Here is a 13,803-nt window from a genome sequence, read left to right on the forward strand (position 1 = left end):
GTTGATAGGCCAGATCTGGAAGCCCGGTAACGGGTGGAGGTGACTGGTACTAATAGGCCGAGGGCTTGTCCTCAGTTGCTCGCGTCCACTGTGTTGGTTCTGAAACCACGAACAACCCCGTATGTCGGGCCACGACTACGGTGCGGTTGACAGTTTCATAGTGTTTCGGTGGTCATAGCGTGAGGGAAACGCCCGGTTACATTCCGAACCCGGAAGCTAAGCCTCACAGCGCCGATGGTACTGCAGGGGGGACCCTGTGGGAGAGTAGGACGCCGCCGAACTATTATTAACGGGAAACCCCCGCACCCTCTGGGTGCGGGGGTTTTCTGCGTTTATCCCAAAGGCCATTACTCCGGCCTCACCAATTTCGTGTCGTACGCCAGAATGACCGCCTGCACCCGGTCCCTCGCCCCTGTCTTCGCGAGAATGCGGCCGACGTGCGTCTTCACCGTCGATTCCGCGAGGTGCAGGCGACCCGCGATCTCCGCGTTCGTCCAGCCCTGGCCGATAACCGTCAGGATTTCCCGTTCCCGGTCCGTCAGCGAGGCCAGGCGCGGGTCCCGGTGAGGGGCGGTGTCGTCGCCGGAATGTGCCGGCAGGCGGTCGGCGTACGCGTCGAGCAGGCGGCGGGTCAGGCTCGGGGCGACGACTGCGTCTCCCGTGGCGACCGCGCGGATGCCGGAGAGCAGCTCCTCCGGCAGGGCGTCCTTGATGAGGAAGCCCGAGGCTCCTGCCCGCAGGCCCGCGTGGGCGTACTCGTCGAGGTCGAACGTGGTGAGGATCAGGACGCGGGTGCGGTCGCCCGCCGCCACGATGCGGCGCGTGGCCTCGATGCCGTCCAGGCCCGGCATGCGGATGTCCATCAGGGCGACGTCCGGGTGGAGTTCGGCCGTCATGCGGACGGCTTCGCTGCCGTTGCCCGCCTCGCCCACCACCTTCATGTCGTCCTGGCTCTCCAGAAGCATGCGGAAGCCGAAGCGTTGCATCGGCTGGTCGTCGACGATGAGGACTGTGGTCACTGGGCGGGTTCCTTGGGGAGACGGAGTTCGACGTGCCAGCCAGCCTGCGGGTGGGGGAGCGGGCCTGCCTCAAGTGTCCCGCCGTACAAGGCCGTTCGCTCGCGCATTCCCGTGAGACCCCGACCGGAGGACGTGAGACCCCGACCGGCGGATGTGAGACCGCGACCGGAGGACCCGAAGCGGCTGCCGTCCGCCCCCGTATCCGTCACCCTCACCCGGACCCCGTCATCGCCGTACGTGACCTCCACGGTGGCCGTCGCCCCCGGACCCCCGTGCTTGAGCGTGTTCGTGAGGGCCTCCTGCACCACTCGGTAGACCGTGAGCTGGCGGCCCGCCGGGATCGAGTCCGGGTGGCCGATCACCGTGCTGCGTACCGGAAGGCCCGCGGCCCGTACCCCGTCGATGAGCCGGTCCAGGTCGGTGAGGGCCGGCTGGGGAGCGAGGGCGGCGGCCTCGGGGGCCTCGGGGGCCTCATCGCGCAGGACGTCCAGGAGCCGGCGCAGTTCCGTCAGGGCCTGGCGGCTGGTGGCTCCGATCGCCGTGAGGGCCTGCGCGGCGCGCTCCGGGGACTTGGCGGCGGCGTACGCACCGCCGTCCGCGAGGGTCGTGATGACCGAGAGATTGTGGCCGATGATGTCGTGCATCTCCCGGGCGATACGCGTGCGTTCGGCGTTGGTGGCCAGCTGCGCCTGCTGATCGCGTTCGACTTCGAGCTGCTTGGCGCGCTGCACGAGGGAGGCCATGTACTCCTGGCGGGTGCGGAACGCGATGCCCATCAGGGCGACGATCGCGAAGCTCATCATGGTCGGGACGACCTGCTGGTCCCAACTGCCCTGCGGGTAGCGGACGCGTCCGACCACGACAGGGGCGAGCGTCAGGCAGTACGTCCAGGCCAGCGTGCGCGGCGGCAGCCGTATCGCGATGTTGAAGACCACGATGAGCAGGGTGAGCGAACCCTGGAGGACGGCTCCCGTCCAGTTGTTGGCGAGGCCCGCCAGGAGCATCACCGAGTACACCGCGAGCGGGTGGCGGCGGCGCCACAGGAGCGGCACCGTGACGGTCAGCGTGATCGCGTACAGGAGCCAGGCGGGGACGTCCGTGTTCTGGGCTATGTTCCGCCAGCCGTCTCCCACCAGGTCGATCAGCCCGGCGGTCACGAAGAACCCGGTCAGCAGGAGGTCCCAGACCAGCGGGCGCCGCCGGTCGAAGGTACGCACCCACTGGACTCCGCGCTCCACGTACCGGGTCAGCGGCTGGGCGCCCGCGGACCAGTCCTGGTCCGGGGCGCCCTGATCGCTGCCGCTGGCCTGCGGGGAGGTCCGGGGGTTCACGGGTTCATCCTCGTACGAGAAGTGCTCATACGTCCCGTCGCCTCAGCAGGATCGCCGCCGCTGCCAGGGATGCCACCGCCCACGCGCACAGTGCCAGCAGGCCCGTGCCGGGCGCGAGGTCGCCCGACGTGGTGTGCAGGGCAGCTAGGGACTCGGCGGCCGGGAGCGGGAAGTAGTTCAGGAGGTCCTGCACCGTGTCGTTCGGGATCATCGTGGCGAGCTGCGGCAGGAGGATCAGGCCGCCGACGTACGCGCCGATCGTCCCCGGGATGCTGCGCAGGGCCGAGCCGAGGCCGAGCACGATGACGCCGATGAGGGTGGTCCCGGCGGCGGAGCCCGCCAGGGCGCGCACGACGCCGGGGTCCTTGAACGACGCCTCCAGGTCCGTGCCCCCGAGGAACAGTTCGGCCAGCGGGAACGTGACGAAGTTCGTGACCAGGAGCGTCAGGAGGGCGACGGTGGTGAACACCGTCGTCTTCGCCCACAGCACCGGCAGCCGGCGCGGCACCGCGGTCATCGTGGCCCGCACCATGCCCGTCGAGTACTCACCCGCGGTGAGCAGGATGCCGAGGACCGCGATCGCGACCTGGCCGACCTGGGTGCCGAGCAGGGCGTTCATGACCGGGTCGATCTCGTCCTCGGGGCTGGGCGTGTACGTGGCGGCGAGGATCATGCCGAGGACGACGGTGAAGACGCTCGCCACGCCGAGCATGATCCAGGTGGAGCGCAGCGTCCACAGCTTGTGCCACTCGGAGCGGAGGATCCCGCGGGAGGTCAGGCGGTAGGGGGCGGGAACGGCGGTCGCGGTGCTCATGCCGCTGCTCCTTCCGGCACTCCCGCAGCGGCGGACACCGACGCGACGTACTCGGCCGAGTCCCGCGTCAGGTCCATGAAGGCCTGCTCCAAGGAGGCGGTGTGCGGGGTCAGTTCGAAGAGGGGGATGCCGTGCTGCGCCGCCGTGCGGCCGATGTGTTCGCCGTCCGTGCCGCGTACGTCCAGGACGCTCGGCGCGTCACTCGTGATCTGTACGCCGGGCGCGGCGAGCAGCTCGCCGAGGAGGCCCGCCTCGGGGGTGACGACCTTGACGGAGCCGGTGCCGGACTCGCGTACGAACTGCTCGACCGTCGTGTCCGCGAGGAGCCTGCCGCGGCCGATGATGATCAGGTGCTCTGCGGTCAGCGCCATCTCGCTCATGAGGTGCGAGGAGACCAGGACCGTACGGCCCTCTGCGGCAAGGGACTTGAGGAGGTTGCGGATCCACAGGACGCCCTCGGGGTCCAGGCCGTTGACCGGTTCGTCGAGGATGACCACGGCCGGGTCGCCGAGGAGTGCGGCGGCGATGCCGAGGCGCTGGCCCATGCCGAGCGAGAAGCCCTTCACGCGCTTGCGGGCCACCTCGTGGATGCCCACGAGGTCCAGGACCTTCTCGACGCGGCGGCGCGGGATGCCGTGCGTGTGGGCCAGGGCCATCAGGTGGTGGAAGGCGGTGCGGCCCGGGTGCACGGACCGCGCTTCGAGGAGCGCGCCCACCTCGTGCAGGGGCGCGGTGTGCGTCGCGTACGTCCGCTCGCCGATGGTGGAGCGCCCGCGGGTCGGGGCGTCCAGGCCGAGCAGCATCCGCATGGTGGTCGACTTGCCCGCGCCGTTGGGGCCGAGGAAGCCGGTGACCGTGCCGGGGTGGACGGTGAAGCTCAGGTCCTCCACGACGGTCTTCTCGCCGTAGCGCTTGGTCAGTTCGTATGCCCGAATCATGCTTCTGATGCTGGCGTCCGCGGGGGGCGCGGGGCGTCGGACCAGGGGCGGGACGTGGGTGGGTGCGGGTAGTACCGGGGTAGGACGGTGACCCTGAGGACGGGTGGAGGGGCGGCAGCCGCTCAGCCGGGGAGTTCCGCGTGCGGCCAGCGGGTGCGGGCCTGTTCGCGGGAGCGGAGGAGGGCCAGGGTGGGCAGGCCGCGGTCCGCGCCGGTGGACAGGAGCTCCGGGAGCTGGGGGAGCGGGGCCACGGCGGCCACGTCGTCGAGGACCAGCGTCATTGGTGGGTCGAGCCGACCGGAGGATGACCGTTCGGCCATGCGCCGGCCGTGCTCGACCACGCTTGAGGCGAGTGCTGTGAGGAGGGGCATCGCGCCCGGCCCCTTGGGTGATTTGGGGTCCTCGATGGCTTCACCCACCACAAAAAGCGTGCCCCCTTCATCGATGAAGGAATCCAGTGTGAGGGCATCGGTTCGGTTGGGGGTGCAGGATTCCCGTACGTTCAGGGTGAAGAGGGAGGAGAGCGCGCGTGCGGTCAACTCCTGCGCCATGTCGCGGCGTTCCGGGTACGCGGTGAGCGCCGCCTCCAGCTCGCCCGCGGCCCCCGAGGTGGCCTTCTGGTGGGTGCGGAGGATCCGTACGGCGTCCTGGACCCCTGTGCCCTGGGCCCAGCGGTGTACGTGCTTGATGGGGCGGCTGTCCACCGCTGCCGCGTGGAGGAAGCTGCGGAGCAGGGTCTCCGCGGTGTCGGCGACGCTGCTGTCCAGCCTGGCGCTGGGCCTTATGGCGGTCAGCAGGGCGGCGGCCCGCTGCGTGGCCACCGCTCTGTCCTCGCAGTTGCTGGTGGGGGACCAGTGCATTCTGGCCGGGGTGTCGCAGAGGTGTGAGGGGTCGTAGACGAGGACGGGGCCGAGCTTCGCGCGGGCGTCCTTGGTCTCCTCCCACAGGGTGGGGTCCGAGGTGAGGACCAGGGCCGCGCCCTCCGCGTCTCTGATGGCCTCTGCCGCCAGGGGTCTACGGGTTTCCCGTGGGCCCAGTACCAAGGGCGTACGGGGTGTGGGGACGGCGGCTTTCGCGAAGCTCGGCGGCGGCTCCGCGAGGGGTTCCCCGGCGGGAGCGGGGGCCGGAGCGGGGGCGGACGCGAGGGTGCTCGCCTCCACGGGAGCGGGCTCGGGGGGCGGGGCGGCGTTGTTCACCGCGGGGGCCGGAGCCGGAGCCGGAGCCTGGGCGGGAGAGGGAGCTGGAGCCGGAGCCGAAGCGGCCAGAGGCGCTTGCTGCTCCCACGCCTGCTGCTCCCACGCCTGGTGCGCCCGAGCCTGCTGCTCCCGCTCCTGTTCCCGACCCTGCTGCGGCAGACGTCTCGCCCTGCGCACCGCCCGCCACCGCGTGACCGTCCCCATGACGAAGATGGTCAGGACGACAAGCACCATGAGCTGCCCGATCAGCAGCCCCCAGAACAGCCCGTACCCCGTGAGCTGGGACGCCGGAGTGGCCGGCCACGCGCCCGCGATGTCGTGCGGCTGCTGGACCAGGTGCCGCATCGCCACCGGCGTATTGCCGAAGGTGACGTGGTCGGGCCAGGAGCCGTGCGAGAAGAGGCCCGCGAGGCCCGTCGCCGACCAGACGAGAACGGTCAGGCCGAGCACGAAGGCGAGGCCGCCCACGAGGAGACCGTCGGGGATGCCTCGCTCCCGTGACTCGCGGCGTCCGCCCCGCTCGCGGTACTCGGGCTCAGGGCCCCGGTATCCCATCGCTCATGCCACCCCGGAACGCGACGACGAAGGACCGTTCATCTGCTGCTCCATGTAGGCCGCCCGCTCCTCCGCCTCCAGCTCGGCCGCCCGCAGCGCGTCGTCGCCGAGCAGTTGGTCCGCCGACGATTCCGTCATGGCGCGGTCGGTGAAGACCAGGGGGCGTTCGGTCTCCGTGATCAGGTGTTTGACCACCTGGACGTTGCCGTTCACGTCCCAGACCGCGATGCCGGGCGTCAGGGTCGGGATGATCTCCACGGCCCACCGGGGCAGGCCGAGCACCCGGCCCGTCGCCCTCGCCTCGTCCGCCTTCTGGGCGTAGATGGTCCTGGTCGAGGCCATCTTGAGGATCGCGGCGGCTTCCTTGGCCGCCGCCCCGTCCACCACGTCGCTCAGATGGTGGACCACCGCCACGAAGGACAGACCGAGCCGTCGGCCGAACTTCAGGAGGCGCTGGAAGAGCTGCGCCACGAAGGGCGAGTTGATGATGTGCCAGGCCTCTTCCACCAGGAAGATGCGCTTCTTGCGGTCCGGGCGGATCCAGGTGTGTTCGAGCCAGACGCCCACGATCGCCATCAGGATCGGCATGGCGATCGAGTTGCGGTCGATGTGCGAGAGGTCGAAGACGATCAGGGGCGCGTCGAGGTCGATGCCGACCGTCGTCGGGCCGTCGAACATGCCCCGCAGGTCACCGTCGACCAGGCGGTCCAGGACGAGCGCGACGTCCAGACCCCACGCCCGTACGTCGTCTATGGCGACGTTCATGGCTTCGGCCGACTCCGGCTCCGGGTGGCGCAGCTGCTCCACGATGTCCGTGAGGACCGGCTGGCGCTCCACGATCGTCTCGTTCACGTATGCGTGGGCGACCTTGAGCGCGAAGCCCGAGCGCTCGTCGAGGCCGTGGCCCATCGCGACCTCGATGATCGTCCGGAGCAGCGCGAGCTGGCCCGTCGTGGTGATCGCGGGGTCGAGGGGGTTGAGGCGGATGCCCAGGTCCATGGCGGCGGTCGGGTCGAGCCGGATGGGGGTTATCCCCAGCTCCTGGGCGATGAGGTTCCATTCGCCCACCCCGTCCTCGCCCTGTGCGTCCAGGACGACGACCTGGCGGTCCTTGAACCTCAACTGCCGCAGGACGTATGTCTTCTCGAGCGCCGACTTGCCGTTGCCCGACTCGCCGAGCACCAGCCAGTGGGGCGCCGGGAGCTGCTGGCCGTAGAGCTGGAAGGGGTCGTAGATGTATCCCTTGCCGGAGTACACCTCGCGCCCGATGATCACGCCCGAGTCGCCGAGACCGGGGGCGGCTGTCGGCAGATAGACGGCCTGGGCCTGCCCCGTCGACGTACGCACGGGGAGCCTGGTCGTCTCGACCTTCCCGAAGAGGAAGGACGTGAAGGCATCGGTGAGGATGGTCAGCGGATCCCGCATGTTGGCAGCCCTCGCCTCTAGCGTCGGATGCCGGTCGCGAACGGCAGCGTATTGACGAAGGCCCTGTGGTGCTCGCGGTCGCACCACTCCAGCTTCAGATACGACTTCCCGGCCGAGGCCCGGATGGTGCGCTTGTCGCGGGCGAGGGCTTCGGGGGAACGGGACGAGACGGTGATGTAGCCGACGAGGTTGACGCCGGCCGCGCCGCTCGCGAGGTCCTCACCGCGCTGGTCCAGACGGGAGTTCGATGCGATGTCACGCGGGTCGACCGTGCGGTTCAGCTTGGCCTGGCGGCTCGCCTCCGCCTCGTCGTTCGTCTTCTCCGTCAGCATGCGCTCGATGGCGACCTCGGTGGGTTCGAGGTCCATGGTCACCGCGACCGTGCGGATCACGTCCGGGGTGTGGACGAGCAGCGGGGCGAGGAAGTTGACGCCGACGGGCGTCATCGGCCACTCCTTCACCCAGGCCGTGGCGTGGCACCAGGGGGCGCGGGTGGAGGACTCACGGGTCTTGGCCTGGAGGTACGTGGGCTCCATGGCGTCGAGCTCGGCGGGCCAGGCGTTGCGCTTCGTCATCGCCTGGATGTGGTCGATGGGGTGGTCCGGGTCGTACATGGAGTGCACGAGCGAGGAGAGGCGGCCCTGTCCGAGCGGCTGCCGTACGCGGATGTCGGCTTCCTGGAGCCGCGAGCAGATGTCGGTCAGCTCGCGCGCCATGACGACCGCGAGACCGGCGTCCTTGTCGAGCTTCCGGCCGCCGTGCGGGCGGCTGGCGCGGGCCATGGCCTGGGCCTCGCCGGCCAGCTCGCGGGAGTAGTGCATGCAGGCCACGAGATACGCGCGGTGCTGCTCGCTGCTGGTGGAGACCATCGACTGGAGCTGCTCGTACGACTGCTGCAGCCAGGGCAGAGCCCGGTCGTCGCCTCGTACGCTGACGTCCTTGGCGTGGGCGTCCGGGTCGGCCGGGAGGGTGCGCGCGAGCATCTGGAGCCGCGTCACGAAGCCGTCGCCGTTCGCGACGTGCTTGAGCAGCGTCCCGAACCGGTCGACGAGCGCCTCCTGGTCCTCGGAGTCGCGGAGGCCGACGCCGGGGCCCTCGATCTCGATGGCGGCGGTGACGGTCCGCCGGTCGGCGTGCAGCAGCACGGCGATCTCATCGGGACCGAAGGGCGCGGCCAGCCAGTTGATGCGGCCGATCCCGGGCGGCGGGCCGACCTCGATCTCCCTGCCGTCCAGGTGGATGCCCGCCTCGGGGACGGTGGAGCGGTAGGCGGTGCCGCGCTTGAGGGAGCGCTTGTAGCTGCGGTTGATCTCGAACCACTTGTAGAACGTGCGGCCCTTGTAGGGGACGTAGACCGCGGCGATCGCCAGCATGGGGAAGCCCATGAGGAGCACGATGCGCAAGGAGAGGACGGGGACGAGGAGCCCGCACATCATCCCGATGAAGGCTCCGACGATGATCAGCGCGATCTCACCGGTCTCCCGGTTCTTGCCGACGATCGCGTTCGGCCGCGCACGGCCGATCAGATATGTGCGGCGGGGCGCGACCGGATGGGACACGTGGGACTGGGTGGTCATGAACGCCCTTCACCTCCCGAGCGATTGGTGCCTGTGGAGCCATTTCCTGAGCCGCGGTTGCGCGCGTGCGGTGTGCTGGTCGCGCTGCCCCGGGGCGGGGGTGCGGCGGAGGGGACGGATCCGCCGCCGTTCGATGAACCGCCGCCTCCGCTGGAGCGGCTGCTGTGGGCGGCGACGCCGCCGCTGACCGGGTTGGCGGGCCGCGGCTGACTGCTGCCGCCGTCTCCGCCGCCGCCACGGGAGCTGTGGGTCTTGATGCCCTGGGAGACGAGGGACGCGGGGGAGGTGATGACGGCCGCGGCGCGGCTCTCGGCACCCTGGGAGATGCGGTTGTTCCGGGAGCCCGCGATCTCGTCGCCGAAGCCGGGGACGAAGCGGTAGATCATGGCGCTCGCGAAGATGGCGAGCAGGATGATCGAGAGGCCGGAGACGACCGCCGAGAAGGAGTCGGGCCCGTCGTCTGCGGACAGCGCCCCGGCGAGGCCGAGGACGATGGCGATGATCGGTTTCACCAGGATCACCGCGATCATGATCCCCGCCCAGCGGCGGACGTGCGTCCACAGGTTCTTGTCGACGAGGCCCGCGTACACGACGGTGCCGAGCAGGGCGCCCACGTAGAGCAGGGCGGCCCGGAGGACGAGCTCGAGCCAGAGGACGCCGGCCGCGAGGATCGACACGAGGGAGACGACGATCAGCATGATCGGGCCGCCGCCGATGCCGTCGCCCTTCTTCAGGGCGCTGGAGAACGTCCCGAAGAAGTTGTCCGTCTGGCCGCCGGTCGCCTTCGCGATGACGTCCGTGACGCCGTCGGCCGCGGAGACGACCGTGTAGAGGATCAGCGGTGTGAAGGCGGAGGCGAGGACCGTCAGCCACAGGAACCCGATGGCTTCGGAGAGCGCGGTGGTGAGGGGGACGCCTCGCACTGCGCGTTTGGCGACGGCGAGCAGCCAGAGGAGCAGGGTCAGGATGGACGACGCGGCGAAGACGACCGCGTACTGCTTGAGGAAGCTGGGGTTCGTGAAGTCGACCTCGGCGGTCTTCTTCACGGCTTCGGAGAGCTTGTCGACGGTCCAGGACGCGGCTTCCGCGCAGCCCTTTGCCAGGGAGGAGAGGGGGTCGGCGGTGGGGTCCAGGGGGGCGTCGGTGGGGTACTTGCCTTCGCTGCCGCCGCCTCCGCCGCTTTCGCCTTTTTCGCAGTATTTTTTGGCGGGGCCGTGGATCAGGTCGCAGGGGTCGTCTTCCGGTGCGGCGAAGGCGCGCGTTGCGAAGAGAACCGCTGTGGTCTGCACGGCAGCGACGGCAGCAGCGAGCTTGCGTACGTGACGGCTACCGGGCATAGGTGAACCCTCCGTACCCTTCGACTGCCTTGCTGATCTCGTCGGATCCGGAGGCTCGGTCGTCGCCCGGGACAGGGGACGGGCCTTCCTTCTGGGAGTGCGTGACGGCCTTCCAGTCGTCGCCCGTCCATCCCAGCTTCATGGTCATGGTGAACCAGCTGTTGGTCACGGGCTTGGTGGACCGCTCACCGGCCAGGCCCAGGAGGCCGCTGCACCAGACCTCCACCGTCGCCTTGTTGCCGCCGTAGTTGGTGACCTTGGTTCCGATCGGGACCGTGCGCGAGACGAACTGGTAGCCCTTCGGGGTCGTGCTGTCCGCGTTCAGGCCCACGCTCTTGAAGAAGGCAGATGTGTACGCCTTGTCCAGCCGTGTCTTGAACGTGTTCACGCTGGACGGCGCCATGACCACCTGGAGGATGCTGTCCCTCTTGGCCTTGTTGAACATGTCCGCCGAGCCAAGCGCCACCGCATAGTTCGCGGCAGCGGACTGCGCACCCTGCTGGCTCTTCGCGAAGCCGGAGGGGATTCCCGACGTCTTGCCGTCGACCGGCTTCGTGCCGGAGGCGGCGGTGGGGCCCGCCCCCGCCTTCTTCCCGCCGCTGTCCCCCGCAGAGGACTCGTCCCCGCTGTCGCCGCGGTTGGCGAAGGCGATGGCCGCGATGAGCAGCACCACCACACCGACCACCGTCACGAGGCTCCGTGACGAAGAACGGCTGGATCTGCGCCCTCCCCCGTACCCGTCCTGGCCGCCCCCCTCACCCTCGGGGAGCCGCGTCCGGGTCTCGCCCGAGCCGCCGTAGAGGCCGTCGTTCCGCTCATTGTCGAGGCTCATGCCGCGTACGCCCCCTCAACCTCTCGGTGAACCGCCACGTACGACGGTAGCCGTGCTGGTTCCCGCGCGGGCGCGGTGTGGTGACTCGACATCAGGGAGTTGCAACCTCAGCCGGTGGGCACGACGGATGGGTGGGTCGAAGGGGGACAGGGGGGGGGCAGGGGGACGGGGACGTAAGTGGTTGGCGGGGCTAGACCGCCATGCCGTACACGATGGTGAAGACCGTGCCGAGCGACCCGATGATGAAGACGCCGGTCAGGCCCGCGATGATCAGGCCCTTGCCCTGTTCCGCGCTGAAGGTGTCGCGCAGCGCCGTCGCGCCGATGCGCTGCTTCGCCGCGCCCCAGATCGCAATGCCGAGACAGAGGAGGATGGCGATCGCCATCACGACCTCGATCATCACCCGTGCCTCGTTGCCCAGGCTCCCGAAGGGACCCCAGTCGGGGGCGATCCCGCCGATGATGGTGGTGATGTCGCCCTTTTCGGCTGCCATAAGCATGTGTAACTCACCGCCCCTAGTGGGTTGTTCTGTCACCTCTGCCTACCGCAGTACAGAGGACAGCTCATTCTCGCCGACAAATGGGCCAGTGCATGTCGACTTGGCGTCATTCGTTGGCTGAAACGTATGGTCACTCTGTGTATCACGGTGAGTGACGCCGGGCAATGACGGCCCGGCGAGCCCTCTGACCAGGTCTCATTCTGACCGGATCCGGTGACGGAGACTCACATCATGGGTCATGGACGCCCGTCGGGGCCATTGAGGTAGGCCACGTCATCCAGTCCGTCCAGTCCGTCCAGCCCGTCGAGGTCGCCGAGACCGCCGCCCGTCACCACATACGAGCAGTCGGTGTAGCGGTAGCCGGGCTGGACCTTGCTGCTCTCGGAGTTGTTGCGGACGCCTCCCACGGTGCTCGCGTCGCGCTTGTAGAGGAAGTGGTAGTCGCCCGGGGGCAGGTGGAGGGTCTTCTTCGGGTACCCGTCGCCCGCCAGGCAGGCCTTCTTGCCCTGGGTCTTGCTGGTGTACGTCTTGCAGCCGAGGCACGAGGTGAGCTTGAGGGTCCCGGTGGTGGGGCCGGTGTAGAGGACCTCGAGCGGGCCGGGGCCGCCGTTCTCGACGACGTACGTGAGCTTCGCGCCGCCCGGTGACTTGGCCGGCGGCAGGCTGCGGCCCGCCGCCGGGCGGGCTTCGGCGATCTCGGCGGCGATGGCGATGTCCCTGGCGCGGTCGCGCTTGCCGTTGCTCTTGTAGGTTCCGGCGAAGTCGTTGAGGGTCTTGGCCGCCTCGCTGAACTTCCCGTCCTTGAACTCGTCCACGCCGCACGCGTACACCCCGGACTCGACCGCGCTCGACGCGTCACCGGAGAGGCTGCTGCCCGCGTCGCCGGGGAGGGCCTTGGCGGTGGAGCCGATGCCGCGGAGTTCTTCGGTGGCGCGGCAGGGCTCGGCGCCCTTCAGGTCGGCGGAGCGTGCGTCGATGGCCTTCTTGATGGCGGGCTCGACCTTCCCGGCCTGGTCGGAGTCGGGGAACGTGCGCAGGAGCTCTCCGAGCTCGCCGCCCTTGCTGCCGCTTTCGCTGCCGCCCGCGGTGGGCGTCGCGGTGCCGAGTCCCTGGGAGCCGCATTCGTAGAGGGAGGTGGCGAGGCGGTCGTCGGGCCAGGTGGCGAGGGTGCCGAGACGGTCCTTGCCGAGGGAGCCGCGGAGGGTGCGGAGGTACCTGAGGGGCTCCGTGGCGTCGCAGTACTTGCGCTCGTCGTAAGGGGCGGCGACGGACTTGTAGTACGCGGCGAGGCTGTCCGGGACGCGCTGGGCGGCCTTCGACCCCGCGTGGTCGTCGCCGAGGTCGCGGTAGATGTCGAGGGCGTCCCGGTAGTCGTCCTCGGCGGAGTCGAAGGCGCGGCCGTCGGCGGCCGCCACGATCTTGTCGGCCTTGTCGAGCCGGTCGAGCAGCATCTCCTCGACGGCGTCGTCGCGCGCGGCGTCGTACGCGATGACGCCGCCGGCCGGGACGGCGAGCAGGACGAGGCCGAGCCCGACGGCGAGCGGCGCGCGGAGCGGCCAGTTCTGATGGGTACGCAGGGCGCGGCGGGCCCCGTCGGCCGCCGCGAGGAGCAGGAAGGCCACGAACCCGATGAGTGCGCCGCCGGGGACGCCGTCGACCTCGGCGGGAAATGCCACGAAGAGCAGCGCGGCGGTCGCGGCCCAGCAGACCGCGGCCAGGAACCAGCGCTTCAGGAGGACGTAGCCGAGGCCGAGGCCGGTGAGGTTGAGGAGCCCGGCGGAGAGGGCGCGGAGGGCGTCGGGGGCGGGTGGGGGGAGGGGTGCGGGCGCGGGTGGGCCGTAGAGGGGTGGTGCGGGTGGGGCTGTGGGGGGCGGCAGGGGCGCGGCGTAGGGCTGCGGTGGGGTCGGCGGTGCCGCTGTCGGGGGCGAGGGCGGGGGCGGTGGCCCGAACTGGCCTCCGTGGGGGGCCTGGGGCGGTGGGCCGCCTGGGCCTGGGCTCGCGGCGGGGCCTGCGGCGGGGGTGGGGCGAGGGCTCTCATCGGAGCCGTGGCTCTCGCCGGGGCCGTGGCTCTCGTCAGCCCCCTGACCGGACGGCGGCGCCGCATCCGGCGTCGCGTACGGCGCCGGGCGTTGCTCCCCACCAGGACCGGCATCGCGGCCCTCGGGTCCCTCGCGTTCCCCGCTCACCGGGACGGCGTCGCTGGGCCCTCTGCCAGGAACCGCATCGTCGGGCTCAGCTCCCGTGGCGTGGTCATCCCCAGGTTGCATGTTCGGCTCCCCC

General features: G+C 70.2%; 11 protein-coding genes and 1 rRNA gene. 1 reads left to right on the forward strand and 11 read right to left on the reverse strand.

The annotated features are described in order from the left end of the window. Positions 1–164 precede the first annotated feature (164 nt). Positions 165–281: ribosomal RNA gene (rrf, locus tag AB0E78_RS13960) — 5S ribosomal RNA — on the forward strand. Positions 282–347: 66 nt separating this feature from the next. Here the strand turns inward: rrf and AB0E78_RS13965 are convergent. From AB0E78_RS13965 to AB0E78_RS14015, 11 genes are all read right to left on the reverse strand, one after another. After that, positions 348–1,019: a response regulator transcription factor gene (locus AB0E78_RS13965; RefSeq protein WP_361831805.1), complete on the reverse strand. Its 672-nt coding sequence runs from the start codon at positions 1,017–1,019 to the stop codon at positions 348–350. Then, positions 1,016–2,350 (reverse strand): histidine kinase, encoded by a 1,335-nt coding sequence (locus tag AB0E78_RS13970; protein WP_361831807.1) that lies wholly within the window; start codon positions 2,348–2,350, stop codon positions 1,016–1,018. The genes AB0E78_RS13965 and AB0E78_RS13970 overlap by 4 nt, the downstream gene beginning before the upstream one ends. A 25-nt stretch (positions 2,351–2,375) precedes the next feature. Then, positions 2,376–3,164: an ABC transporter permease gene (locus AB0E78_RS13975; RefSeq protein WP_361831808.1), complete on the reverse strand. Its 789-nt coding sequence runs from the start codon at positions 3,162–3,164 to the stop codon at positions 2,376–2,378. Continuing rightward, positions 3,161–4,102 carry an ATP-binding cassette domain-containing protein gene (locus AB0E78_RS13980; protein ID WP_361831810.1) on the reverse strand — a complete coding sequence of 314 codons (942 nt, stop codon included), beginning with the start codon at positions 4,100–4,102 and terminating at the stop codon, positions 3,161–3,163. Before AB0E78_RS13980 ends, AB0E78_RS13975 begins: the two co-directional genes overlap by 4 nt. A 122-nt stretch (positions 4,103–4,224) precedes the next feature. Further along, positions 4,225–5,853 carry a type IV secretory system conjugative DNA transfer family protein gene (locus AB0E78_RS13985; RefSeq protein WP_361831812.1) on the reverse strand — a complete coding sequence of 543 codons (1,629 nt, stop codon included), beginning with the start codon at positions 5,851–5,853 and terminating at the stop codon, positions 4,225–4,227. A 3-nt stretch (positions 5,854–5,856) separates the two neighbouring features. Next, complete coding sequence (locus tag AB0E78_RS13990; RefSeq protein WP_361831814.1) at positions 5,857–7,278, reverse strand: ATP-binding protein; 1,422 nt, start codon at positions 7,276–7,278, stop codon at positions 5,857–5,859. Positions 7,279–7,295: 17 nt separating this feature from the next. Further along, positions 7,296–8,855 carry an SCO6880 family protein gene (locus tag AB0E78_RS13995; RefSeq protein WP_361831816.1) on the reverse strand — a complete coding sequence of 520 codons (1,560 nt, stop codon included), beginning with the start codon at positions 8,853–8,855 and terminating at the stop codon, positions 7,296–7,298. Further along, a complete protein-coding gene (locus AB0E78_RS14000) occupies positions 8,852–10,192 on the reverse strand; it encodes a hypothetical protein (RefSeq protein WP_361831818.1) in 1,341 nt (446 codons plus the stop codon). Before AB0E78_RS14000 ends, AB0E78_RS13995 begins: the two co-directional genes overlap by 4 nt. Next, the gene (locus tag AB0E78_RS14005; RefSeq protein ID WP_361831820.1) at positions 10,182–11,024 is read right to left on the reverse strand and encodes a hypothetical protein; all 843 of its coding nucleotides are present in this window, start codon (positions 11,022–11,024) and stop codon (positions 10,182–10,184) included. Before AB0E78_RS14005 ends, AB0E78_RS14000 begins: the two co-directional genes overlap by 11 nt. A 190-nt stretch (positions 11,025–11,214) precedes the next feature. Further along, positions 11,215–11,523 carry a hypothetical protein gene (locus AB0E78_RS14010; protein WP_160505898.1) on the reverse strand — a complete coding sequence of 103 codons (309 nt, stop codon included), beginning with the start codon at positions 11,521–11,523 and terminating at the stop codon, positions 11,215–11,217. Positions 11,524–11,759: 236 nt separating this feature from the next. Continuing rightward, positions 11,760–13,709: a hypothetical protein gene (locus AB0E78_RS14015; RefSeq protein ID WP_361831822.1), complete on the reverse strand. Its 1,950-nt coding sequence runs from the start codon at positions 13,707–13,709 to the stop codon at positions 11,760–11,762. Positions 13,710–13,803 lie beyond the last annotated feature (94 nt).

Origin of the sequence: Streptomyces sp. NPDC032198 (genome assembly GCF_040636975.1) — a bacterium.
GTDB lineage: Bacteria > Actinomycetota > Actinomycetes > Streptomycetales > Streptomycetaceae > Streptomyces.